This window comes from Bradyrhizobium sp. JR3.5, from assembly GCF_054057015.1.
Window position 1 is genome coordinate 1,657,954 of record NZ_JBSRYV010000001.1, and the last position, 24,109, is coordinate 1,682,062.

Below are 24,109 nucleotides of genomic sequence, written 5' to 3' on the forward strand. Positions count from 1 at the left end.
GCGCGGGGGTTACATCAAGGATCTGAGGCAACATTCAATGACAGCTTTATGGTTGATTGTGCTCTGCGGGGCGCTTTCCATCGTCTACGCGATCTGGGCGACGCAGTCGGTCTTGAACGCGGATGCGGGCAATGCCCGCATGCAGGAAATCGCGGGCGCGGTGCGCGAGGGCGCACAAGCCTATCTGCGGCGGCAATACACCACGATCGGCATGGTCGGTATCGTGATCTTCGTGGTGCTGGCCTACTTCCTTGGCCTTCTGGTGGCGATCGGCTTTGCGATCGGCGCCATCCTGTCGGGGGCGGCCGGCTTCATCGGCATGAACGTCTCGGTGCGCGCCAACGTCCGCACCGCGCAGGCGGCGACCACCTCGCTGGCCGGCGGCCTCGAGCTCGCCTTCAAGGCGGGTGCGATCACGGGCATGCTGGTTGCCGGTCTCGCGCTGCTCGGCGTCACCATCTACTTCATGGTGCTGGTCAAGTTCATGGGGCTGGAAGCGGGCAGCCGCACCGTGGTCGACGCCATGGTGGCGCTCGGCTTCGGCGCCTCGCTGATTTCGATCTTTGCCCGTCTCGGCGGCGGCATCTTCACCAAGGGTGCAGACGTCGGCGGCGACCTCGTCGGCAAGGTCGAGGCCGGCATCCCGGAGGACGATCCGCGCAACCCGGCCACCATCGCCGACAACGTCGGCGACAATGTCGGTGACTGCGCCGGCATGGCGGCGGACCTGTTCGAGACCTATGCGGTGACCGCGGTCGCCACCATGGTGCTCGCGGCGATCTTCTTCGCCAAGACGCCGATCCTGGTGAACATGATGACGCTTCCGCTCGCGATCGGCGGCATCTGCATCATCACCTCGATCATCGGCACCTTCTTCGTCAAGCTCGGCGCCAGCCAGTCGATCATGGGTGCCCTGTACAAGGGCCTGATCGCCACCGGCATCCTGTCGCTGGTCGGCGTCGCGGCTGTGATCAACTGGCTGATCGGCTTCGGCAAGCTCGATGGCGTCGACTACACCGGCATGGCGCTGTTCGAATGCGGCGTGGTGGGCCTCGTCGTCACCGGCCTGATCATCTGGATCACCGAGTACTACACCGGCACCGACTACCGTCCGGTGAAGTCGATTGCGGCGGCCTCGGTCACCGGTCACGGCACCAACGTGATCCAGGGCCTGGCGATCTCGATGGAGGCGACCGCGCTGCCTGCGCTCGTCATCATCGCCGGCATCCTGGTTACCTACAGCCTGGCCGGCCTGTTCGGCATCGCGATCGCGACCGCCACCATGCTGGCGCTGGCCGGCATGATCGTCGCGCTCGACGCCTTCGGCCCGGTCACCGACAACGCCGGCGGCATCGCCGAGATGGCGGGTCTGCCTAAGGAGGTGCGCAAGTCGACCGACGCGCTCGACGCAGTCGGCAACACCACCAAGGCGGTGACCAAGGGCTACGCGATCGGCTCCGCCGGTCTCGGTGCGCTGGTGCTGTTTGCGGCCTATAATGAGGACCTCAAATTCTTCATCGCGGACTCCGCCAACCACCTCTACTTCAAGGGGGTCAATCCCGACTTCTCGCTCAACAACCCCTACGTCGTGGTCGGCCTGCTGTTCGGCGGCCTGCTGCCGTATCTGTTCGGCGCGATGGGTATGACGGCGGTCGGACGCGCCGCCAGCGCGATCGTTGAAGAGGTGCGCCGTCAGTTCCGCGAGAAGCCCGGCATCATGCAGGGCACCGACAAGCCGGACTACGGCAAGGCGGTCGACCTGCTGACCAAGGCAGCGATCAAGGAGATGATCATCCCGTCGCTGCTGCCGGTGCTGTCGCCGATCTTCGTCTACTTCGTGATCTATGCGATCGCGGGCGGCGGCGCGGCCGGCAAAATCGGCGGCGTTCTCCGCGGTCGGCGCCATGCTGCTCGGCGTTATCGTCACCGGCCTGTTCGTCGCGATCTCGATGACATCGGGCGGCGGCGCCTGGGACAACGCCAAGAAGTACATCGAGGACGGCCACTACGGCGGCAAGGGCTCCGACGCTCACAAGTCCGCGGTGACCGGCGACACCGTCGGCGATCCCTACAAGGATACGGCGGGCCCGGCGGTCAACCCGATGATCAAGATCACCAACATCGTGGCGCTGCTGCTGCTGGCGATCCTGGCGCACTAAGTTCTTGGCGCACTGAGCGGCGCGAAACGAACGAATGCAAAACCCCGCGGTGCAAGCCGCGGGGTTTTTGTTTTGCAGGGACTTGGTTCGGTGTACTGCCGGATTGTTCGGCCTTCCGCCAACGAGATCCGCCGAGCACCAGACGCGAACGACACGGAGATCAATCGATGTCGCTCTCATCCGCACGGAACTACGCGCTCCGCGCCTCCAAGTCGCAGGATCAGAAGGAGGCCATCGAGCTGTTGTCGCAGGCGATCCTGCAACTGGCGACGTCGATGGAAGCAACCGACGCCAAGATCAAGAAGATCAACAAGTCATAGTAGTGTGAGCCGCACCGTGCTCTTCCTGTCATTTCGGGGCGGTCCGCAGAACTGAACCGCAGGTGCGCAATTGCGCACCGGGGAATCTCGAGATTCAGGGTTCGATGCTCGCATCGCCCCGGAATGACGGCTGCGCCGTCACTTGACCTCCATCTGCAAGCCTTCCTTCTCGATGATGGCGGCGAACTTTGTGGTCTCCGCGCTGACGAAGTCGGAGAATTGCTGCGGCGTGCCGTAGTCGGCGCGCGCGCCCATGCCACCGATGTTCTTCCTGACGTCGTCGCGCTCCAGCATCGCCTTGATCTGGCGGTTCAGCTCGTCGACCACGGGCGCCGGTGCCGTCTTCGGCAGGAACACGCCGAACCATGAGGCGACGTCGAATTTGGCGAGCTCCGGCGCGCCCTCGCGCATCACAGGCAGATTGGGCGCGGATTCGCTGCGCTCGGCCGTGGTGACGCAGAGCCCGTTCAGCTTGCCGTCCTGCACCTGTGGCAGCGACGGATAGAGATTGTCGAACAGGATCTGGATGTCGCCGGCGAGCCCGGCCTGCAGCGCGGGGCCGGCGCCGCGGAACGGCACATGCGTCATCTTCAGCCCGGTGAGTTGCAGGAACCAGGCGCCGGTGAGGTGAGGGCTCTGCCCGGTGCCGGACGAGCCGTAGGTGAGCTTGTCGGGGTTCTTCTTCAGATAGGCGATCAATTCGGGGATCGATTTGATGCCGGTCGACGGATGCGCCGAGACGATGTTCGGGATCCGGATCATGTTGGAGACCGCCTGCAGCTGGTCGGCCTTGTACGTCAGGTTCCTGAAGATGCTGAAGGCGATCGCGTTGGGGCCGGGATTGCCGATCAGGATGGTGTGGCCGTCGCCCTTGCTGCGCGCGACCTCCGCGGTGCCCGATGGTGCCGCCGGCGCCGGAGCGATTCTCCACCACGACCGACTGGCCCCAGAGCGGCTGCAAATGCGCCGCCAGCAGCCGCCCCATCACGTCGGTCGAGCCACCGGCCGCCGCCGGCACGATGATCCGGACCGTCTCGGACGGTCGCCAGTCGCCCGCACCGAGACTGGCACGCGGCAGGATCGCCGCCGCCGACAATGCGGCCGTGCTCGACAATAGCGTACGACGGGAAAATCTCTTGGCACTCACGCGCCTACCCCCTGCTCAGGCTTCTTGTTTGCGAGCAAGCGTAGGGGACCGCTTGCCCGTGGGGCAAGCGACAAACTGGCGCAGTCCTTCAGGCCTTATTTTTTGAGCATGATCTTTTCGGAAAACCGCTTCGCACTTTTCCGGATCATGCCCTAGTTGAAGCTCAGCAGCTTGAAGAGCGGTGTCAGGTAGGACATTTCCTGGCCCGACGTCGGCGTGGTCCGGCTGACGAAGTCGAAGATCTTGCCGTCCTTCAGGCCGTAATTGGCGAGCCGGCGCACCTGGCGGTTCTTGTCGAAATAGACCGCGATGACGCGCTGGTCGACCACGCGCTGGTTCATGAAGGCAACCGGCCGCGAGGTCCGCTGCGAGATGTAATAGAACACCTCGCCGTCCAGCGTTGCGACCGTCGAGGGGGTGCCGAGCACGATCAGCACCTGATCCTGGCTCGCTCCGATCGGAATCTGCTCGAGCGCTCCATCGGGCAGGATGTAGCCCTTCTGGAATTGCTCGCCGGCGCAGCCGCCGAGCGCGGCAGCGCAGAACAGACCAACGACCGCGATGGCGCGGAAGCGCATGAAGAACCCGCGCGCGGAAGCCGTGCGAGACTGTCTTGGAAGAGTGTGGTTCATCGGCGGAACTGATCCGTCCCCTTGCATCGGCGGGAGCATTGACGTACCGGGCAGCTCAATGGATTGCAATCATGCCGAGCTCCAATGGGCGAACCCTCAACAGGCGTCCTTTGGGGGGCCGGCAGCCGGAACCCGTCATGCTTTGGCCGTTCAATCACTTCAGAAGACCCCGGGTGCCCGCGCGCAGCACCATTGAGACCATCTATGGCATGATCGTGACGCAGGCGCGAGAACCGTTGTTTTACCGTGACTTGGGCGTTCCGGACACGGTTAATGGCCGTTTTGACCTGCTTCTGATGCATCTGTGGCTGGTACTGCGGCGATTGAAATCCGCGGAAGGCGGCGCGGGGCTGTCGCAGGCCCTGTTCGATCATTTCTGCATCGACATGGATGACAATCTCAGGGAAATGGGCGTCGGCGACCTGACGGTGCCGAAGCGCATGCAGGCGTTCGGCGAGGCCTTCTACGGCCGCACCGCGGCCTATGATCTGGCGCTGACCGACAGCGACGAGGCCCTGGCCCAGTCGCTCTGCAAGAACATCCTCAATGGTCAGAACATCGACAAGGCCCGCGAACTGGCCGTCTATGCCAGAGAGGCAATGGCGGTGTTGGCGCGCGCGGACCTCGCGGCGCTGACCCAGGGGGCATGGCGCTTCCCGGCGCCGCAGGCTGCGAGGACCACAGCATGAGCGGCGGCAGCACAGGACGGCCCGATGCCGCGCGGGACCCTTGGCGTGTTCTCGTCAACGTCGGGCAGATCCCGGATACCGGGCTGCATCGCGAGATCGTGGCCGACGAGGCCACGCGCAAGGCGATCGCCGAGGTCGGCGAGTTGCGCGAGGTCGTCTCCGCGCGGGCGGCGTTCGATCTGCAGCCCAAGCGCGACGGCAGCTGCCACGTCACCGGCCGGGTTTGGGCCAGGGTCGGGCAGACCTGCGTGGTGACGCTGGATCCGATCGAGAACGAGATCGACGAGCCGATCGACGTGTTGTTCGCGCCGCCCGAGCAGATCCCGGAGATGGCCGACCTCGTCGACGACGCCGAGCAGGGTGATGAGGAGACGCCGGATCCGCCGGAGCCGATCGTCGGCGGCTTCATCGACATCGGCCGGCTCGCCACCGATGCGCTGTTTCTCGGCATCGACCCCTATCCGCGCAAGGCGGATGCGGTCTTTGAACAAGAGGTTGAAGCGCCTGATCCGGAAAATCATCCCTTCGCCGCGCTCAAGGCGCTGAAGGAAAAGGCTGACGGCAAGAAGCCCAAGGGAAGTTGAGGGGAGTTGAGGGGAGCTGACGGAATTTGAGGGCAGTTTGCTCCAACATTTGAGGGGATGGCTTGCCTGCAGGCCTGCGCGAGGGGGATTTCCGATTACTTCAAGTAAGCGTCATAATAGTTTGAAATATCATGTATTTCTGGTATGTCTTGATGTGTTGCGTGACGGTTCGGCGCCTCGCTTGTTTGTGGTCAAGAGGTTGTGTCGGACCGCGGACACGCTATTGTCGCGGCCCGGCGTTTCGCCGCGCGCCGTTGACGGCGGTGACTTCAAGCTCGCGGTCTTCATCTGAAGGGCTGTGGGAGAGCAGGCTTCCGGGACGTGCATGCCTCATAAGGTTCGAATCGCGCTTGACGCCATGGGGGGCGATGTCGGCGCATCGGTGGTCATTCCCGGCGCCGCGATCTCGTTGAGCCGTCATCCCGACAGCGAATTCCTGCTGGTCGGAGACCGGGCCCAGATCGAGCCGGAGCTTGCGAAACATCCGGCGCTGAAGGCGGTATCGAAGGTGATCCATACCGACGTCGCGGTGAAGAATGACGAGAAGCCGAGCCAGGCGCTGCGGCGGACCCGCAGGGCGTCGTCGATGTGGCTGGCGATCGATGCGGTGAAGCACGGCGAGGCCGACGTTGCGGTCTCCGCCGGCAACTCGGGCGCGCTGATGGCGATGGGCAGCATCAATCTGCGGACGTTGCCGGGCGTCGACCGCCCGGCGCTCGCTGCGGCGTGGCCGACGCTGCGAGGCGATTCAGTGGTGCTCGATCTCGGAGCCTCGATCGGCGGCGACGCCCGCCATCTGGCGACGCTCGCGGTGATGGGCAGCGCCATGGCGAGCGTGCTGTTCAACCTCGAACGGCCGACCGTCGGCCTGCTCAATATCGGGTCCGAGGAGATCAAGGGTCACGGGGAAATCCGCGAGGCCGCCGAGATGCTGCGCGCGATGAACGCACCCCAGTTCAACTATATCGGCTTTGTCGAGGGCGATGCGATCGGCAAGGGGCTCGCCGACGTGATCGTGTCGGAAGGCTTCAGCGGCAATATCGCGCTCAAGGCCGCCGAGGGCACCGCGCGCCAGATGTTCACGCTATTGCGCGAGGCGATGTCGTCGAGCTGGCTGGCGCGGATCGGCTATCTGTTTGCCCGCGGCGCGTTCCAGAAGCTGCGCGACAAGCTCGATCCCAACAAGTCGAATGGCGGCCTGCTGCTCGGCCTGAACGGCGTGGTGGTCAAGAGCCATGGCGGCATCAACGCGGAAGGCTTTGCCTATGCGGTGGATGTTGGCTATGAGATGGCGCACTACGATCTCCTCACCAAGATCAATCAGATGCTCAACCGCGATGGCGGCGCCCTGGTAAAGGCGCAGACCGCGCAGGAGGCTGTCTCGTGACTGCGATACGTTCGGTAGTGCTCGGCTGCGGCTCATATTTGCCGGAGCGGGTTTTGACCAATGCCGAACTGGCGAGCCGAATCGACACGTCCGATGACTGGATCGTGCAGCGCACCGGCATCAGCGAGCGGCACATCGCCGCCGATGACGAGTTCACCTCGCATCTCGCCATCAATGCCGCGCGCGCCGCGCTCGCCGATGCCAAGATCGACCCCCTGTCGATCGACCTGATCGTGCTGGCGACCTCGACCCCCGACAACACGTTTCCGGCGACCGCGGTCGCAGTCCAGCACGGGCTCGGCATCAACCACGGCGTCGCGTTTGATCTGCAGGCGGTGTGCTCCGGCTTCGTCTTTGCGCTGACCACCGCGGACAATTTCCTGCGCGCCGGGGCCCACAAGCGGGCCTTGGTGATCGGCGCCGAAACCTTCTCGCGCATCCTCGACTGGAACGACCGCGGTACTTGCGTGCTGTTCGGCGATGGCGCCGGCGCGGTGGTGCTGGAAGCGCAGCAGCATTCCGGCACGACCGACGATCCAGGCGTGCTGACGACGCATCTGCGCTCGGACGGACGCCACAAGTCGAAGCTGTTCGTCGATGGCGGTCCCGGCTCGACCAAGACGGTCGGCCATCTCCGGATGGAGGGCCGCGAGGTATTCAAGCACGCCGTCGGCATGATCACCGATGTGATCGTCGATGCGTTCAACGCCACTGGCTTCACCGCCGACGACATCAACTGGTTCATTCCGCATCAGGCCAACAAGCGAATCATCGATGCCTCGGCCCACAAGCTGCATATTGCGCCGCAGAAGGTGGTCTTGACAGTCGACAAGCACGGCAACACCTCGGCGGCCTCGATCCCGCTCGCGCTATCGGTTGCCGTGAGGGACGGACGCGTCAAGAAGGGCGATCTGGTGCTGTTCGAGGCGATGGGCGGCGGTTTCACCTGGGGTTCGGCGCTCGTGCGCTGGTAGCGCATCGCCAAAGAGTATCGGTAGGTTGCCGGCATCTTTCCAGCGCCCGGATGCTGGTCACTGTTGACCATTGCGCGCTAAGCTTTTAATTTCAGTCAAGAAATTGTTCGCCGAGAGTGCGGGGCAGGCGATGACCACGGGAACCGGAAAAACAGTGACGCGCGTCGATTTGTGTGAGGCGGTCTACCAAAAGGTAGGTCTGTCACGCACGGAATCATCGGCGTTTGTCGAGTTGGTGCTGAAGGAGATCACCGATTGCCTGGAAAAGGGCGAGACGGTGAAGCTGTCCTCATTCGGCTCCTTCATGGTGCGCAAGAAGGGCCAGCGTATCGGGCGCAATCCAAAGACCGGCACCGAGGTGCCGATCTCGCCGCGGCGGGTGATGGTGTTCAAGCCGTCGGCGATCCTGAAGCAGCGGATCAATGGCCATGCCGTCACCAATGGCGACGGCAGCAAGGCCGACTAGCGCGTTTTCAAGCGAAGTGGATACCCGGTTCGCGTGAAGAAGATGCGCCAAAACCAGAATCCGGAGCCCCGTTTCGATCGGAACGGAAAGGGCTCCAGGCATTGAAGCCAGAGGAGCGGGCATTTGGACAAGGCGCCGGATGCGTTCCGTACCATCAGCGAAGTCGCAGATGAGCTCGATATTCCCCAGCATGTGCTGAGATTCTGGGAAACGCGCTTCGCGCAGATCAAGCCGATGAAGCGCAGCGGCGGACGCCGCTATTATCGCCCCGACGACGTCGACCTGCTCAAAGGTATCCGCCGGCTGCTCTACGGCGAGGGCTACACTATCCGCGGCGTGCAGCGGATCTTGAAAGAGCACGGCATCAAGTCGGTGCAGGGCATCGCCGACCAGACCGCCGCCGTCTCGTTCGGCGCGGTCGAGGAGGCGGTTGGCAACAGCATGGCCGAGCCCGACGATCTCGAGGGCAATGACGGCCTCGATTTCGACGGCGAGGAGGGCGACGGCGACGAGGGGGGGAATCGACTACCGATTCGTCGATCCCGACGTGGATCCGATTCTGTCGACCTACAAGGCGCACGCCCACCCGGGCAAGGCGTCGGCTGCGCCGCCGATGCGCCCGACCGTTCCGCCAGTCGATCGGGAGCGGCTCGAACGCGTGCTGCAGGAGCTGGTCGCCTGCCGGCAGCTGATCGATGCGGCGATGAAGGACGGCTGAGCCAGGGAAGCTGCCATGGGAACCGGGCCCGGATTGCAGCGCTTAAAGGGCCTGCTCCGCCTTGCGCGAACGCAGGATCGCAGCTAATGGAACGGCATCGGAGCGTGGCGCAGCCCGGTTAGCGCACTAGTCTGGGAGACTAGGGGTCGGAGGTTCAAATCCTCTCGCTCCGACCATTTTTCAAAGCATGCGGTGTTTGAGTGCATTCGGGCGTTGTTTACGCCCCGATGCGATCATCGTCAGGTCTCGTAATCCATCGCGGCGATCAGGCAGGCCTTTTCCAGGCGGTTGTTGAGGCATCGCAAGCTTGGCCGTGAACTCGGCGAGTTCAGACTCGCTGAATTCCTCGAACACGGTCTTCTTGAATGCCTTGTGCTGGCCGGAGAGACCCGCCAGATGCTTTCGGGTCTTGTCGGTCAGCGACAGGCGGACCACGCGCGCATCGGCCGGGGAGGGCGCGCGCCGCAGCAGCTCCTTCTGCTCGAGCAGCTTGGACTGCGTGGTCACGAACGACGGATCGACATGCAGCAGCTTCGACACCACGTTGATCGGCACGCCGTCATCCTTGTCGAGGTCCGAGATCGCGATCAGGATCATCCATTGCGGACCGCTGACGCCAAGCGCCTTGCCCCAGAGCTGGCGAACCCGTTCGAGATGCGAGTTGATGGACGAGATCTCGAGCGTAAAGCGTTTGATGATGTCGAGATTCTCGATGGCGCGCAGGCGCGCCTGGTCCTTCCTGATCACTGACACAGCTTCCCCTTCCCTAGGTGCCGACTCAGCTTTGTGCTGATTTATTTCTTGATTCCCGCGTCGGCGGGACATTTTTTCTAGTAAGTCGCTCAGGAAGGCAAGTGAACGTAAAGCAATTATGATGCGTATGTGACGGTTCGGCTATTTGGGGTGCGACAAATTTGCCCATGCACGTAAGGGGCTTAAGTCGAGCGTTGCCGGCGAGACACAGTGTGGCCGCATTCGCATTCCTGACTTTATAAACTATTTTGATTGGGCAACTCGCCCATGCATATTGAACCCGGCGGTAGGGGAATCTCGATCGTCCCGTTGCGGTGATCGTTCAAGTCCGTCGCACACCACAGATTGATCTGAGGGTGCGAGGTTTGGGGAAAACGGTCTTGGACAATGCGGGAGGATCACGGGGCGCTCGCGACCCGGACTCTACGCGTATGAGCAACTTGGAGGTTTAATATGAAATTGGCGAAGAGCCTTATTCTGGGCTCGGCCGCCGCGCTGGTCGCGGTCGGCGGGGCACAGGCAGCCGATCTTCCCGTTAAGGCCAAAGCGGTCGAATACGTGAAGGTTTGCTCGCTCTATGGTCCGGGCTTCTACTACATTCCCGGCACCGACACCTGCATCAAGCTGGGCGGCTTCGTTCGTGCCGACGTCGTTGTGAACGGCAACAGCGTCTACGGCCCGAACGTCAACGGCGCGAGCGGTGCCAACAACCGTTTCACCAACGGCTACACCTGGCGTTCGCGTGAAGACTTCAACATCGATACGCGCACCGCGACCGAGTACGGCGTGGTCCGCACCTATTTCGATGCGGTGTTCACCTGGACCTCGGACACCTACACCGGTCAGGGCAACGGCTCGTCGGTCTATTCGGCGATCGGCACTGCTGCGGCGCCGAACAACGCTAGCTCTGGCGGCGTTGCTGCCGGTACGGTCGGCGTCTACTACGCCTTCATCCAGTTTGCCGGCTTCACCATGGGTAAGGCGGTCTCGCAGTTCGCTGCTCCCTGGAACGGTTATCCGGGCAACAACTACGACGGTCTCTCGTCGGTGGCGTGAGCACCACCAACGGCATCAACCAGTTCACCTACACCGCGCAGTTCGGCAACGGCGTGTCGCTGGCCCTGTCGGCACAGGACCAGGTTGCGTACATGCAGGCTGGCGTGAACAATCTCTCGGTCGGTGGCGCTTACGGTTCGAGCGACTATGCCGGCACGATCGCGCCGGACTTCGTCGCCGCACTCAAGGTCGACCAGGCTTGGGGTATCTTCCAGGCGTCGGTCGCCGCGCATGACAACCATGCTGCCTACTACGGCGGTACGGAGCTGACCGGTCATCCCGACGACAAGTGGGGTTGGGCTGGTGCACTGGCCCTGTCGATCAAGAACATCCCGACCGGACCTGGCGACACCATCAACGTCCAGGGCGTCTACACCGACGGTGCGACCCGTTACAATATCCAGGAACTGGCCAGCCAGTTCAGCTCGGTCGCCATCTACGGCGGTTCGAACCTGCCCGGCGTCTATCAAAGCGTTGGCTTCGGCACGGCACCCGACACGGTGTTCGGTCTGAACGGTCAGCAGCAGTCGATCAAGACCTGGGGCTTCCGTGGTGCGTACACCCACAACTGGGATCCCTACTGGAACACCAGCTTGTACGGTGCCTTCGCTGCGGTCATGTACAACGACACGGCCAAGTCGCTCATCTGCGGCGTTGGCGGCGTCGGTGGCACGTTCCGCACCGCCTTCGGTGGCGGCGCTGGCGTGACCAGCTGCAACCCCGACTACAACATCTCGCAGATCGGCGTGATCACGCGTTGGACCCCGGTCAAGAACCTGACCTTCTCGGCCGACGTGACCTACGTCCATCTCGATCAGAAGTATGCCGGCACGATCACCACTTCGTCGGCTGGTATCGGCAAGCCGACCGCGACCTACGAGCTGAAGGATCAGGACACTGTCCAGATGCTCTTCCGTGCTCAGCGCAACTGGTAATACCGGTTGATCTGATCACGATCCTACAGAACCCCGGCAGGCAACTGCCGGGGGTTTTTCTTCGACTGGAATAGGTAGCGGAAGATTGGCTGCGTCATTTCGGTCCAGGCGAACAACGAAGACGTGCCATGCGATTCATTCGCGGCAAATTTATTTACTTACCTGATCTACTAAACTATATAGGTGGCGGCCAACACATTGAATGATGGCTCTTAGCTCATGCTAAGCCTCCCAAACCTCCGGCAATGCCCTGCCGGAGGTTTTTGATTCAAGGCGCAGGCCGCCTCCGACGATCGTGACGCGCGCGGCCGTCGCAAACAGTTGATCGCAAGCACGGCCGACATCGTCTGGCCGATTCGATGTCGTCAAGATTTGACGGAATCGATCCGCAGTGCATTCTCGTCATTCATGCGACGCTTCAAGAACAGCCGTCTGGCTCGGATGAGCAGCGGCCATTACTGCTTGATCCGGGATCTCGGGCTGGTGAAGGGCGGCAAGGGGTTGCGGCACCATGAGGTGGTCATCGACTTCTCGTGGCGCGGCCTGCTCAAGCTTGTCTTGAGCGTTGCCACCAGCGTTCTGCGGCGGCGCGCGCCTGTGCAGATCGAGACAGCCGAATAGCGCGGAGCGGTCCCGCGCTCCGACCTGGCGTCACGGGGCGCGGACAAGCGTTCGAGATCGAGCGACATCATCCCGACATCTGAGAGCGCGCATGCGATGACGATGGACTGTGCCACGCCGCTTCTGCGCCTGTCTGATCTGATCAGCGTGAGCCGTCGGCGCAGGCGCCGTCGCGCGGCTTCGGCGGTGTGACCTCGGCTGCAGCGGCTGCAGCGGCAATGCCGGCCGCGATCACCATCAGCGTCGTTGCGACCAATCTGTTCAGGATCTGCACGATCGTTGTCTCCGCTTGTCGATATCGGATTGTTCGCTGCGCGGAATGAATTCGTTACAGCGCCGGCTGCCTTGATCTGCTGCTGGCGGCACACTTGCGCGTGAAGGGCGGGCGCCGTTGCTGCGCGATAATTCGGTGATGTAGAGTGCCGCAGCCGAGCGGCTGGGGCTGCGATCCGCGCTCCAGCCGAAACCAAGAACAAGCAGGCAGGAAGAATCAAGGAAGGAACGGATCTCACATGAAGGATTTCGCCGGAAAGATTGCCGTCATCACCGGTGGCGGCACGGGCATGGGGCGCGAGCTGGCGCGGCAGCTCGTTGCTGAAGGATGCAATGTCGCGATGTGCGACGTCTCGGTCGAGGCGATGGCCGAGACCAAGCGGCTCTGCGAGGTCGAGAAGCTGCCGCAGGGCCTGCGAATCACCACCCACGTTGCCGACGTCTCGATCGAGGATCACTACAAGCGTTTTCGCGATGAGCTGATCGAGCAGCAGGCGACCGACAAGATCCATCTGCTGTTCAACAACGCCGGCATCGGCGGTGGCGGCAGCCTGTTCACCAACACGCGCGAGCAGTGGGAGCGCACCTTCAACATCTGCTGGGGCGGCGTCTATCTCGGCGTCCGCACCTTCCTGCCGCTGCTTGTGAAGGCCGACGAGGGCGCACATCGTCAACACCTCGAGCGTCAACGGCTTCTGGGCGTCGGTCGGCATGGGCGTGTCGCACACCGCCTACAGCGCGGCGAAGTTCGCGGTGAAGGGATTCACCGAGGCGATGGTCAACGATCTCCGCCTCAACGCGCCGCATGTCAAATGCTCGGTCGTGATGCCAGGTCACATCGGCACCTCGATCGTGTCGAACTCGCGCAAGGTGCAGAACGGCGCTGATCAGCTCAATCCCGACGAGCTCAAGCAGGCCCGCCAGCGTCTGCAAGGGCAGGGCATCGACGTCGCCAAGATGTCGGATGCCGACATCCAGCAGCTCGCGCTCGACCGCGCTCGCATCTTCCATGACGAGGCACCGACCTCGGCGGCTGCCGCCGCCAAGATCATCCTCGACGGCGTGAAGGCCGATCGCTGGCGTATCCTGGTCGGCGACGACGCGCATCTGCTCGACGAGCGTGTGCGCAAGACCCCGGAGCAGGCCTACACGTCGGAGTTCTACCAGGGCATCGTGGCGGCGACCGGCTGGAAGGTCGGGTGACTTCGCGTGCAACTGACCTTGTCATTGCGAGCGAAGCGAAGCAATCCATGCTCGGATAACGGAACGATGGATTGCTTCGTCGCTGTCGCTCCTCGCAATGACGGAACTGCACGGATCTACGCTCTGCGACGCAGTCGAAACTACCCGCGCATCGCGCGCTGTCGCGATCCCGCCTGATAGGCGAGGCGGTAATGCCCGGAGCAATAGGGCATGCCGCCGAGCGGCGTGTTGCCGCAAAAGCAGAAATCATCGGCGCCCGGCGTGCTGATCGGCCAGCGGCAACGTTGCTCGCTCAGCTCGAACAGCGAGCAGTTGTTGGCGCTGACGATCGGCGCATCGTCGGGCTCTTGTTCGTAGACCGCCTGCAGCAACCGGAGCTGCTGCTTCGCGGTCGCCCGTTGCGCGGCATGGGCGTTGGATTTCTTCCGCCTTGCCCGGCGTTCGTCCGGCGTCGTGCGCGTGAGGTTCAGCCGCGACAGCTTGCCGATCACCGCATTGCGGCTGACGCCGATATTCACGGCGATGTCGCGGCAGGAGAGGCCGGCTTCAAAGTAGATCTTGAGTTGGTCGACGCGCTCGGGCGTCCAGGTCGGCTCGATGGTAATCATTTTGACGGTTCCACGTTCTGTTGAACCGCCGCGCCGACGCACACGTCGTCAGGGCGTGCGTCCGTTGTCGCGGATTGCAAGCAACCCGTCCTTGATGGCGAGCCGAATGCCTTCCTCGATCAATGTCCGTGCGACGCCCGGGACGCTCGTGCCGTGGGTGCCCTGTCTCACCAGCTTCTCGAGGTAACCAATGGTCGAGAGTGCCAACGTGACCGGGACGCGGTCGGTTTCGGCCTTTTCTGTAGCCATGAGAAAACGCTTAACCCTGAACGCCTGTACTGAAAAGTATCTATTTAGAGTCTATTTAGGAATCTGACGGTCCGTCAAGCCATGAGCGGCGAAACTGGACGCGCACGCTCGCGCGCGCCGGAAGCTGGTTCCGGCGCGCCATCGATGACAAATTTACTAGACAGATGAGTGTGTTAGGATCGCAATTCGACCTTGACTGGGAACTTCTTGAGAAGCCGCTCAGCGGTTTCGGCCTTGTCCGCAGGCGCGCTCACGCTCAGGTACAGCCCGCGGGATGGGTCGGTGATGGCCTCGACACTGACCTCGCCCGATAAGCCTTCTCGAGCCAGCAGCTCGCGCGCGGCTTCGCCGGCGGCGATCTCGCGCAGCTTTGGCTTGAAGATCTTGCCGACCGGCGTGACCGGCATCTCGGGGATCACCGAGACCATGCGCGGCCGCGCCGGCGGCTCCAGGATGTTGTCCTGCACGAAAGCGGCGAGCGCGTTCGGATCGATATGGGCGCCGGGCTGCGCCGAGACGAACAGCATCGGCACTTCGCCGGCATAGGTGTCGGGACGCCCGACGGCCGCGGCCAGCGCCACGCCCGGAAACGCCAGCGCGGCATCCTCGATCGCCCGCGGGTCGATGTTATGGCCGCCGCGGATGATGACGTCCTTGGCGCGGCCCAGGATGTAGACGAAGCCGTCGGCGTCAATCCGGCAGATGTCGCCGGTGCGCAGCCAGCCGTCGCGGAACGCCTCTTCGGTCTGCTTCTTGTCGACGTAACCGGCGAATACCTGCGGGCCCCTGGTTAGGAGCTCGCCGACCGGCGAGGGCCACGGTCCGGTGTGCAGCTTGCCGCCGTCGAGGATCGCGAGCTCGACCAGCGGATTGCGGGTGCCGACGCTCTCGGCGCGCGGCTTGACGCCGTGCACGTCGTGCGTGATGGCGCCGGCGAGCTCCGTCATGCCGTAGAGCTGCTGGATGCAGGCACCGCCCCAGGTCGCAAGATAACGCCGTTCGATTTCCGGCGGGCAGATCGAGGCGCCGGTGGCGGTGACGCGCAGGGTCGAGATGTCGCTGTCCGCGACCGGGATGTCGGCCAGCGCTCCGAGCGTGGTCGGCACGTTGCCGGAGATGTTGACGCGGTATTTCTCGACGATCTTCCAGAAATGCGTGATCAGCGCCGGATCGCGAGCGCCGGCCGGGCCGGGGATGAAAATCGTCGTGCCGGCGGAAAGGCAATTGGCCGTCGTGCAGAACAAGCCACCGACATGGAACAGCGGCAGCGTGATCATCGCGCGCTCGCCGCGATGGAAATCGAGCGCCATGCGCGAGGATACGGTGGAGGCGACCATCGCGCGGTTGGTGAGCCGCGCCACCTTGGGATGACCTGTTGTGCCGCCGGTCGGCAGCATCACGGCGACACGGTCGGCCTCGCTCATATCCTTGGACTTGCCGTAGTCGTCGCGCCATGCTGGATCGGGCCGCAGCACCTCACCGTCGAACGCGATGCTGCCGTCGAGCGGCACGATCACGATGTGCTGCAGTGACGGCACCTCGCGCTGCAACCCTTCGACCCGCTCATAGAGCCCGCCCGGCATGCCTGGCGGCGGCGCCAGCAGCAATTTTGCCTTGATGGCGTTGAGCTGCGCGACAATCGCCTCGCGTGTGAACAGCAGGTTGAGCGGCTCGGCGACACCGCAGGCGGCTGCGCCGAAGATCGCGACCACGGTCGCGGGGCAGGCCGGGAGCAGGACGGCGACCGCGTCGTCCTTGCCGATGCCCTGGCTGCGGAAATAGTTCTCGGCCGCCTTGATGCATCCCATCAGATGATCGTTCGAGATCACGACCGGGTTGGGATCGAGCGGCGAACGCAGATAGATCGCGGCTTCTGCCTCAGGCGCGCCCTGCGGACCACGGGCAATGAGATCGAGGATGCGCGGGCAGGCGGCGAGCGTTTCCTGCATCTCCTGGTCGCGCGCAGCCTCGTCGGCCGGCGAAAGCCTGTCCTTCAGCATATCCGTCCCCGTCCATTTTTGTTCGTTGGGAGCGGGATTGTATCGAGCCGCGCTTGCGGAACACAAGTGCGGCTTATCGACCGGCCGTCAGCCGTGAACGACCGATTTGGCGATCATGCAGTGAATGCCCTTGGAGCCGTTGACCGTCTGCGTAACGCGCAGGTCGGCGGCCAGGCTGCACAGCATATAGGCGTCCTCGCGCGACAGATTGCGCTTCTCGCCAAGCAGCACGATCATGTCGCGCAGCGCCCGCACCACGCACTGGTCGAGATCGGGATCCATCGCCATGGTCATGTAGTGGTCGGCGGTCTCGGCGCGCGGATAGGCGAGCTTGAGATCCTTGCGCAGGGTCAGGCGGAAGCGGCCGGTGAGCGCGGTCTCGATCGCGGTGACGCAGACCTCGCCGTCGCCCTGCACGCCATGGCCGTCGCCGCAGGAGAACAGCGCGCCCGGCACGAACACCGGCAGATACAGCTTGGCGCCGGCCCCGAGCTCCTTGTTGTCGAGATTGCCGCCCATCGCGCGCGGGATCAGCGAGGAGATGCGCCCCCAGGCCGGCGGCGGCGACACGCCCATCACGCCGAAGAACGGCTTCAGCGGCAGGTCGAGCCCCCACGGCATGCGGCCGACCATGCGCTCGCGATCGAGCGGGATGTTGAGGATGCGGGTCTCGTGGAAGTCGTCGGGCAGGGTGCCGGACAGCGGCTTGATCAGATTATAGCCCCAGTCCTGCCGGAGCTGGACGTCGAGAATATCGACCTCGAGCACGTCGCCGGGTTCGGCGCCGCTGACCGCGATCGGGCCGGTCAGGATGTGCCCGGGCACCATCCGCTCGCACTTCGCATGAATGTCGTCGAGCTCCGGCGGCACATAAAACTTGCCGCGGTCCGGCACCACGTCGGGGCCGCCGCTGACGGTCTCGATCGTGACCTCGTCGCCGCTCGCGATGGTCAGGACCGGTTTCAGCTTTGCTTCGAAGAAGCCCCAATGGCAGGTTTCGGGACTGGATTTCAGATGATGATGGGTCATGTGACGGCTTTTGATTGCGCTTCGGGCAGCGTATGACGCTGTAGCAGAACTTCGCAGAGGCTTCGCTTGTTTTTTGTGCTCTCCAAGACGCTCGGCATCATACTGCTGCCGATCAATTTCCTGATCGGTATCGGCGTGATCGGCGCCGTTCTGCTGCTGACGCGGTTTGCTCGGCTCGGCCGCAGGTTGATGGTGGCGTCAGCGCTGCTGCTCGCGATCTGCGGCTTCTCGCCGCTCGGCAATGTCCTGATCTCCGCCCTGGAGCAGCGCTTCCCGCCATGGGACGCCTCGCGCGGCGCGCCCGACGGCATCATCGTGCTCGGCGGCTCGATCGATGCCGATCTGTCGGTTGCGCATGGCACGCCGGTGGTGCGCACTGCGGCGGATCGCGTCGTCGCGGCGGCGGCGCTCGCGCGCAGATATCCGAACGCGCGCCTCGTGTTCACTGGCGGCAGCGCGAACCTGATCTCGAACGACGCGCGCGAAGCCGACTATGCCGCCGAGATGTTCGAGAGCCTCGGCATTGCCAAATCGCGATTGACCATCGAGCGCCGCTCGCGCAACACGGTCGAGAATGCCGAGTTCTCCAGGGCGCTGGTCGATCCCAAGCCGGGTGAGCGCTGGCTGCTCGTGACGTCGGCCTATCACATGCCGCGGTCGGTCGGGCTGTTCCGCAAGGCGGGATTCAATGTCGAGGCCTATCCGGTCGACTGGCGCGTCGGCAATGTCATGAGTTTCGCGACGCTTGCGATCGACGGCCTGTCGCGCACCGATCTCGGCACACGGGAGTGGATCGGGCTGGTTGCCTATCATCTGGCGGGCAAGACCGACGATTTGCTTCCGGGACCGGCCGCACGTTGAGCCGCACCACGAGCTTGTCGCTTCCTCCGGCCAATCCGGCTAACATCAAATCAACAGGCGGCGCCAAGCCGCCGATCACGGGAGTTTTCGCCATGCAACAGCAGACACCGCCGGAACAGTTCGACCTCTCCGCAATCGTGGCCGATCTGAACAACCTGCTGCGGCTGAAGACCACGGTCATCGGCATCAAGATGTTCGCGCGCGTCGAGGAGATGGAGGCGATCCCGAAGATCCGCCGCCCATCGGCGGTCCACACCACGGACCAGATCGTCAGCATGGCCTCGCGGCTCGGCTGGACCGTCGGCATCACCGGCGACGATCTGGTCGGCGCGCAATGCCGCGCGGTGATCGGGCTCGCGCCGCAGGACGAGACGTGGCTTGCCGGCGAGAACTATGTCGGCGTCTGGCACGGCACGGCCGAAGACGCGCGCAAGCGCCAGGAGGCGCTCGACGTGGTGCCTTACGGTCAGTATCAGGCGATGGCGGTGAGCCCGCTGACCAGCGGACGCCTCAATCCGCCCGACATCTGCCTCGTCTATGCGACGCCGGGGCAGATGATCATCCTGATCAACGGGCTGCAGTATACCGGCTACAAGAAGTTCGAGTGGGGCGTGGTCGGCGAAACCGCGTGCGCCGACTCGTGGGGCCGGGCGCTGAAGACCGGCGAGCCGAGCCTGTCGTTGCCGTGCTTCGCCGAGCGCCGCTATGGCGGCGTGCCCGACGAGGAGATGCTGATGGCGCTGCCGCCAGCCTATCTGGTGAAGGCGATCGCGGGGATGAAGCAGCTCGCCAAGAACGGCCTGCGCTACCCGATCGCACCCTATGGCATCCAGGCCGACGTCCGCGCCGGCATGGGCGTGTCCTATGCCAAGAAATAGCTGCAAGAAATAGCTGCAAGAAATAGCTGATTGCGTCGCCGCGCCCGCGATGACAAAAGGGGCGCCCATTTTGCTGCGCAGGGAGCCCGATCCATGTCCTCGTCGAAACTCGACATCGTCGTCTATGGCGCGACCGGCTTCACCGGCCAGCTCGTCGCCGAATATCTCGCCGCGCATTATCGCGACGGCGGCCTGAAATGGGCGATGGCCGGGCGCTGCAAGGACAAGCTCGCCTCGGTTCGTGATGCGATCGGCGCGCCCGCCGACACGCCGCTGATCGTTGCCGATGCCGGCGATGCCGCATCGCTAAAGGCGATGCTGGCGCAGACCAAGTCTGTCATCTCGACGGTCGGTCCGTATCAGCTCTATGGCAATGAGCTGATCGCGGCCTGCGTGGAAAGCGGCACCGACTATTTCGATCTCTGCGGCGAGCCGGTCTGGATGCGGCAGATGATCGACAAGCACGAGGCCGCCGCAAAGGCCAGCGGCGCGCGGATCGTGTTCTCCTGCGGCTTCGACTCGGTGCCGTTCGAACTCGGGGCCTTCTTCGTCCAGGAGGAAGCCAAGCGAGTGTTCGGTGCGCCGGCGCAGCGCGTCAAGGGCCGCGTGCGCGACATGCGCGGCACGCTGTCCGGCGGCACGGTCGCGAGCGCCAAGGCCACCTTCGATGCAGTCGCCAAGGATCTGAGCCTGGTCGCGATCCTCAACAACCCGTTTGCATTGACGCCGGGCTTCGAGGGGCCGAAGCAGCCGCGCGGCAGCAAGCCGGCCTATGAGGACGACCTGCACTCATGGACCGCGCCGTTCATGATGGCGCTGATCAACACGCGCAACGTCCATCGCTCCAACATGCTGATGGGCTTTCCGTACGGCAAGGACTTCGTCTACGACGAGATGGTTTTGACCGGTCCCGGCGAGAAGGGCGAGGCCAATGCCAAGCGGGTGATGGCGCTGAATTCGGAGAAAACCGGGCCCGGCGCGCCGAAGCCGGGCGAGGGACCGTCGAAGGAAGAGCGCGAGAACGGCCGCTACGATCTGCTTTATCTCGCGGTCGCGCCCGACGGCCGCATGGTCCGCGCCGGCATCAAGGGCGATCGCGATCCCGGCTACGGCTCGACCTCGAAGATGATCTCGGAATGCGCGATCTGCCTGTTGCGCGATACGCCCGACGTCGCCGCCGGCTTCTGGACGCCGGGAGCGGCGATGCAGCACAAGCTGATCAAGCGCCTGGTCGATCACGCTGGCCTGACGTTTGAGGTCGAGAAGTAAGTTCTCGCAACAACGCTCGATGTCATCGCCCGCCTCGACCCGGCGATCCAGTACTCCGCGGCTTTCTCGGCTCAAGCACGGACGTCGCTGGAATACTGGATCCCCCGCATTCGCGAAAGCGGGTGATGACGGCGGGGGCCTACGCCGCCGCGCGCGGATCATAGGCGTACATGAAATCCATTCCCTTGGACGACACCGGCAGCAGCAGCTTCAGCATGTGATCGCGCAGCCAGGCGCCGGTCGGGCCGAACTCGCGCTTGCTGTTGCCGTTGCGCCGGGCGATCGCCACGATTTTCTCGGCGCGCGGCCGCCGTTCGTGCTCGAACGCCTGGAACGTCATGCCGAGCTCCTGGCCGTCGCGCATCAGCATGCCGAGCCGCATCGCATCTTCCAGTGCGAGCGATGCGCCCTGGCCCGCATGCGGGCTGGTCGCGTGCGCGGCATCGCCGATCAGGAGCGTGCGCTTGCGCGACCAGGTCGGCAGCGTCGCGACGTCGAGCGTGTCGGTCACCACGATATTCTCGGCGGCCTCGATGATCTCGGGGATCGGCGCGTGCCAGCCGGCGTGGAAATCGCGCAGATGCTGCCTGATCGCGTCCTGGCTTTGCAGGCGGTAGGCGGCCGCGGTCATGCCGTGCGAGGGCTGCGTGCTCCACCACATTCCACCCGTGTCCGGATCGGGGCTGCACAGGCCGTAGCCGAAGAAGCCGCTTTGCCCGAACGTTGTCTCCACCTTCTGGCCGATCGCCAGGCGCTCGAACATGGCCCGCGGCACGAAGCCGCCGAAGCCGATCAGCCCGGTGTCGAACGGCGTCGGGCCGTCGGGGATCACGTGCCGCCGCACCGCCGAATGCACGCCGTCGGCGCCGATCACGAAATCGCCCTCGGCGGTGGTGCCGTCGTTGAAATAGGCGATGACCGGCTGGTCGCCGCGATCCTCGATCTTCACCAGCTTCTTCTCGAGGAACACCGAGACGTTGGAGGCCCAGGCCTTGTCGATCAGCGTCTCGTTCAGGGTCGCGCGGCACATGTTCACCGCGGGCTGGCCGAAACGCTGCTGCATGTTCTGGTTGAGCGAGCCGAGCTTCTTGCCGGCCTGCGAATAGAAATCGAAGGACTCCGCGATCGAGCCGCTGCGGATCAGTTCGTCGGCGAGGCCGAGCTCCGCCAGCACATGCATGCCGTTCGGCGCGATCTGCAAGCCCCCGCCGATCCCGGTGGAGTAGGGCCATGCTTCATAGAGCTCGGCCTCGATGCCGGCGCGGGTCAGGAACATCGCGGTCACCGGACCTGCGATGCCGGCGCCGATGATCAGAGCTTTACGGGGACGTGAGGTCATGCCTTGCTCCATGCATCCGTGTGGGATACCTACGAAAGGTCATTTGCTAATTATCTTAGAAAATAAGATATTAGGCGAGTAAGATACAGGAGCAGCTTTGTCAAGTGCGAAGTCGCGCGCAGCGCTGATGCAGGAACTCGAGGAGGCGATGCGCCGGTCATCCGCGCAGGGCGTGATGTACGGCCAAGCCGTTGCAAACATGGCCGGAATTTCCAATTCCGACATGGAATGCATGGACATCCTCCACCTTGAAGGACGCGTGACCGCGGGACGTCTCGCGGAAGTCACCGGGCTGACCACCGGCGCGATCACCGGCGTGGTCGATCGTCTGGAGAAGGCGGGCTACGTGCGCCGCGAGCGGGACGAGAGCGACCGCCGCAAGGTCTTCATTTCGGTCGTTGAGGAGAAGGCGGCGGAGATCGGCAAGTTCTACGTGCCGATGCAGGAGGCGATGCTCAAGCTCTGGAGCCGCTACACCGACGACGAACTGCGGCTGCTGCTGCGCTTCGCCAATGACGGCTACAAGGGCGTGCTGGAAGCGACCGGCGCATTGAAGGCGGTGATCGACATGCCGCCGGAGCAGCGCGCCGAGCTCAAGCTGCCGCCGAAGTCTCGTCGCTGACCTCGGCCGGTGTCGCGCGGGCGCGCTCGGCCGCCGCATACATGCCCCACATCGTGCCCAGCATCATCCAGAAATGCCGCCAATGGTCGGTATCGATGATGAAGCTCTCGCCGACGATGCCGAGGAACGCCGAGAAGATCGCGAGATAGTCGCGCTGCCACGGCAGCCGCTTGTAGACGTAGCGGAAGCCGATGATCGCGCTGACGAACACCAGCGCAGGATAACAGATGCCCGAGATCCAGCCGCCTGACATGAAGGCGTTGAGGAAGGAGTTGTGGGTGTCCTCGGGGAAGTAGGTGTGGAATTGCAGCGGACCGATTCCGAACGGCAATTCGAGTGCCATCTGGGCGCCGAGGATGTGGCGGCCGAACCGGCCGAAGCGGCCTTCGTCATAGCTTTGGTCGAAGCTCGCGCGCTGCTTGAACATGTCGGCGACCGAGCCGATCGACAGCAGCACCGCGATCAGCGCAATGGCCAGGATCGCGGCGATCAGGGTCATCACGATGATGCGCGAGCGGTGCGCCTGCGAGCGGCTGGTGAACACCATCAGCGCCAGCATGAAGGCCGCGGTGACGATCAGGCCGCCCCAGGCGGCGCGGGAGAACGACAGCAGGATCGCAAGCGAGATGATGCCGAAGGCGATCGCGTTGCGGAACGCCCTGCCGAAGCGGTCGGTGACCACGCTTTGCAGCGTGAACAGCGCCGGCAGGATCAGGAACGCGCCGAGCACGTTCGGGTCCTTGAAGGTGCCGCGGGCGCGGTCATACAGCGTCAGCAGATCGTAGCCGCCGGGCACCAGATGAAAGTAGCCGGCGATGCCCGCAAGCGAGGCGATCATCGCGCCGACGATCAGGCCGCGGCGCAGCATGTCGAGCCGCGCTTCGGTATCCTCCGACATCACCATCGCGAAGAAGATGACGGTGACGGCCATGTACCAGGAGGTGAGGACCCAGTTCACCACTTCCGGCTTGTCGAGGAACGGCACCGCGCCGATGCTGTAGCCGACATTGAGTACGATCAGCGCGAACAACAGCGGCATGAACACGAGCTGCATGCGCAGGCCCGTACCAAAGAACAGCACGCAGGCGGTCAGCGTGACGAGTTCATACGGGCTCGGTTCGATGAACACGATGGCGATCGAGGCCCCGGCGAGCCACACCAGCGCCCGCTGCAGCGCCAGCACGCCTGGCGGCGCTGATGTCGGCGATTGGGACGTCCCGGCTGTCGCCGCATAGGCCATCGGATACTCACGCAACGCGGTACAAAACACACAATAGTTGCTTCGTCATTGCGAGAAGCGAAGCGACGAAGCAATCCACCTATCCCGAGCTACGATA

19 protein-coding genes, 1 tRNA gene and 6 pseudogenes are annotated in these 24,109 nt (G+C 63.9%); 16 read left to right on the forward strand and 10 right to left on the reverse strand.

Going from position 1 to position 24,109, the window contains the following annotated elements; translation table 11 throughout:
- The first annotated feature begins 37 nt into the window (after positions 1-37).
- Positions 38-2,159: pseudogene (locus ACVWW1_RS08370) on the forward strand (sodium-translocating pyrophosphatase).
- 167 nt (positions 2,160-2,326) lie between these two features.
- Positions 2,327-2,479, forward strand: coding sequence for a hypothetical protein (locus ACVWW1_RS08375; RefSeq protein ID WP_456655474.1), 153 nt, complete (start codon positions 2,327-2,329; stop codon positions 2,477-2,479).
- A gap of 138 nt (positions 2,480-2,617) precedes the next feature.
- Here ACVWW1_RS08375 and ACVWW1_RS08380 read toward each other — a convergent pair.
- A pseudogene (locus ACVWW1_RS08380) lies at positions 2,618-3,626 on the reverse strand (Bug family tripartite tricarboxylate transporter substrate binding protein).
- Positions 3,627-3,778: 152 nt separating this feature from the next.
- Complete coding sequence (locus ACVWW1_RS08385; RefSeq protein ID WP_224924451.1) at positions 3,779-4,204, reverse strand: outer membrane protein assembly factor BamE; 426 nt, start codon at positions 4,202-4,204, stop codon at positions 3,779-3,781.
- A gap of 191 nt (positions 4,205-4,395) precedes the next feature.
- Between ACVWW1_RS08385 and ACVWW1_RS08390 the strand changes: the two genes are divergently transcribed.
- From ACVWW1_RS08390 to ACVWW1_RS08420, 7 genes and pseudogenes are all read left to right on the forward strand, one after another.
- A complete protein-coding gene (locus ACVWW1_RS08390; protein ID WP_456655475.1) occupies positions 4,396-4,947 on the forward strand; it encodes a ubiquinol-cytochrome C chaperone family protein in 552 nt (183 codons plus the stop codon).
- Complete coding sequence (locus tag ACVWW1_RS08395) at positions 4,944-5,531, forward strand: YceD family protein (RefSeq protein ID WP_456655476.1); 588 nt, start codon at positions 4,944-4,946, stop codon at positions 5,529-5,531. Before ACVWW1_RS08390 ends, ACVWW1_RS08395 begins: the two co-directional genes overlap by 4 nt.
- A 325-nt stretch (positions 5,532-5,856) precedes the next feature.
- A complete protein-coding gene (plsX, locus tag ACVWW1_RS08400; RefSeq protein WP_092114721.1) occupies positions 5,857-6,918 on the forward strand; it encodes a phosphate acyltransferase PlsX in 1,062 nt (353 codons plus the stop codon).
- Positions 6,915-7,892, forward strand: a complete 978-nt coding sequence (locus ACVWW1_RS08405; RefSeq protein WP_456655477.1) for a beta-ketoacyl-ACP synthase III — start codon at positions 6,915-6,917, stop codon at positions 7,890-7,892. The genes plsX and ACVWW1_RS08405 overlap by 4 nt, the downstream gene beginning before the upstream one ends.
- Positions 7,893-8,022: 130 nt before the next feature.
- On the forward strand, positions 8,023-8,358 hold the full coding sequence (locus ACVWW1_RS08410; protein ID WP_021079083.1) for an integration host factor subunit alpha: 336 nt from the start codon (positions 8,023-8,025) through the stop codon (positions 8,356-8,358).
- Positions 8,359-8,481: 123 nt separating this feature from the next.
- A pseudogene (locus ACVWW1_RS08415) lies at positions 8,482-9,076 on the forward strand (MerR family transcriptional regulator).
- 98 nt (positions 9,077-9,174) lie between these two features.
- Positions 9,175-9,252: transfer RNA gene (locus ACVWW1_RS08420), tRNA-Pro, on the forward strand.
- Positions 9,253-9,315: 63 nt separating this feature from the next.
- On the opposite strand, the pseudogene ACVWW1_RS08425 reads toward ACVWW1_RS08420, so the two are convergent.
- A pseudogene (locus ACVWW1_RS08425) lies at positions 9,316-9,829 on the reverse strand (MarR family winged helix-turn-helix transcriptional regulator).
- Positions 9,830-10,282: 453 nt separating this feature from the next.
- Here ACVWW1_RS08425 and ACVWW1_RS08430 point away from each other — a divergent pair.
- Positions 10,283-11,820, forward strand: a pseudogene (locus ACVWW1_RS08430) (porin).
- A gap of 408 nt (positions 11,821-12,228) precedes the next feature.
- Positions 12,229-12,441, forward strand: a complete 213-nt coding sequence (locus ACVWW1_RS08435; RefSeq protein ID WP_456655478.1) for a hypothetical protein — start codon at positions 12,229-12,231, stop codon at positions 12,439-12,441.
- Between the two features lie 142 nt (positions 12,442-12,583).
- Here the strand turns inward: ACVWW1_RS08435 and ACVWW1_RS08440 are convergent, their stop codons facing one another.
- The gene (locus ACVWW1_RS08440) at positions 12,584-12,715 is read right to left on the reverse strand and encodes a hypothetical protein (protein WP_456655479.1); all 132 of its coding nucleotides are present in this window, start codon (positions 12,713-12,715) and stop codon (positions 12,584-12,586) included.
- Between the two features lie 238 nt (positions 12,716-12,953).
- Between ACVWW1_RS08440 and ACVWW1_RS08445 the strand changes: the two are divergent.
- Positions 12,954-13,917, forward strand: a pseudogene (locus ACVWW1_RS08445) (SDR family oxidoreductase).
- 140 nt (positions 13,918-14,057) lie between these two features.
- Here the strand turns inward: ACVWW1_RS08445 and ACVWW1_RS08450 are convergent.
- The 4 genes from ACVWW1_RS08450 to ACVWW1_RS08465 form a co-directional block, all read right to left on the reverse strand.
- Positions 14,058-14,525 (reverse strand): GcrA family cell cycle regulator, encoded by a 468-nt coding sequence (locus ACVWW1_RS08450; protein ID WP_176530946.1) that lies wholly within the window; start codon positions 14,523-14,525, stop codon positions 14,058-14,060.
- A 48-nt stretch (positions 14,526-14,573) separates the two neighbouring features.
- A complete protein-coding gene (locus ACVWW1_RS08455; protein WP_016844973.1) occupies positions 14,574-14,774 on the reverse strand; it encodes a hypothetical protein in 201 nt (66 codons plus the stop codon).
- 173 nt (positions 14,775-14,947) lie between these two features.
- Positions 14,948-16,774, reverse strand: a complete 1,827-nt coding sequence (locus tag ACVWW1_RS08460; protein ID WP_456655480.1) for an AMP-binding protein — start codon at positions 16,772-16,774, stop codon at positions 14,948-14,950.
- A gap of 87 nt (positions 16,775-16,861) precedes the next feature.
- Complete coding sequence (locus ACVWW1_RS08465) at positions 16,862-17,803, reverse strand: acetamidase/formamidase family protein (protein WP_456655481.1); 942 nt, start codon at positions 17,801-17,803, stop codon at positions 16,862-16,864.
- A gap of 66 nt (positions 17,804-17,869) precedes the next feature.
- Between ACVWW1_RS08465 and ACVWW1_RS08470 the strand changes: the two genes are divergently transcribed.
- The 3 genes from ACVWW1_RS08470 to ACVWW1_RS08480 all read left to right on the forward strand — a co-directional run bounded on the left by ACVWW1_RS08470 (position 17,870) and on the right by ACVWW1_RS08480 (position 20,811).
- Positions 17,870-18,664, forward strand: a complete 795-nt coding sequence (locus ACVWW1_RS08470) for a YdcF family protein (protein ID WP_456655482.1) — start codon at positions 17,870-17,872, stop codon at positions 18,662-18,664.
- Positions 18,665-18,756: 92 nt separating this feature from the next.
- Complete coding sequence (locus tag ACVWW1_RS08475) at positions 18,757-19,542, forward strand: DUF169 domain-containing protein (RefSeq protein WP_456655483.1); 786 nt, start codon at positions 18,757-18,759, stop codon at positions 19,540-19,542.
- A gap of 93 nt (positions 19,543-19,635) precedes the next feature.
- The gene (locus tag ACVWW1_RS08480) at positions 19,636-20,811 is read left to right on the forward strand and encodes a saccharopine dehydrogenase family protein (protein ID WP_456655484.1); all 1,176 of its coding nucleotides are present in this window, start codon (positions 19,636-19,638) and stop codon (positions 20,809-20,811) included.
- Positions 20,812-20,950: 139 nt separating this feature from the next.
- Here the strand turns inward: ACVWW1_RS08480 and ACVWW1_RS08485 are convergent, their stop codons facing one another.
- Positions 20,951-22,150, reverse strand: a complete 1,200-nt coding sequence (locus ACVWW1_RS08485) for an FAD-dependent monooxygenase (protein ID WP_456655485.1) — start codon at positions 22,148-22,150, stop codon at positions 20,951-20,953.
- A 148-nt stretch (positions 22,151-22,298) separates the two neighbouring features.
- Between ACVWW1_RS08485 and ACVWW1_RS08490 the strand changes: the two genes are divergently transcribed.
- Positions 22,299-22,772, forward strand: coding sequence for a MarR family transcriptional regulator (locus ACVWW1_RS08490; protein WP_456656640.1), 474 nt, complete (start codon positions 22,299-22,301; stop codon positions 22,770-22,772).
- Here the strand turns inward: ACVWW1_RS08490 and ACVWW1_RS08495 are convergent.
- Entirely contained in the window at positions 22,744-24,012 is a 1,269-nt protein-coding gene (locus tag ACVWW1_RS08495) for an O-antigen ligase family protein (protein WP_456655486.1), read from the reverse strand. The genes ACVWW1_RS08490 and ACVWW1_RS08495 overlap by 29 nt on opposite strands.
- Between the last annotated feature and the right edge of the window lie 97 nt (positions 24,013-24,109).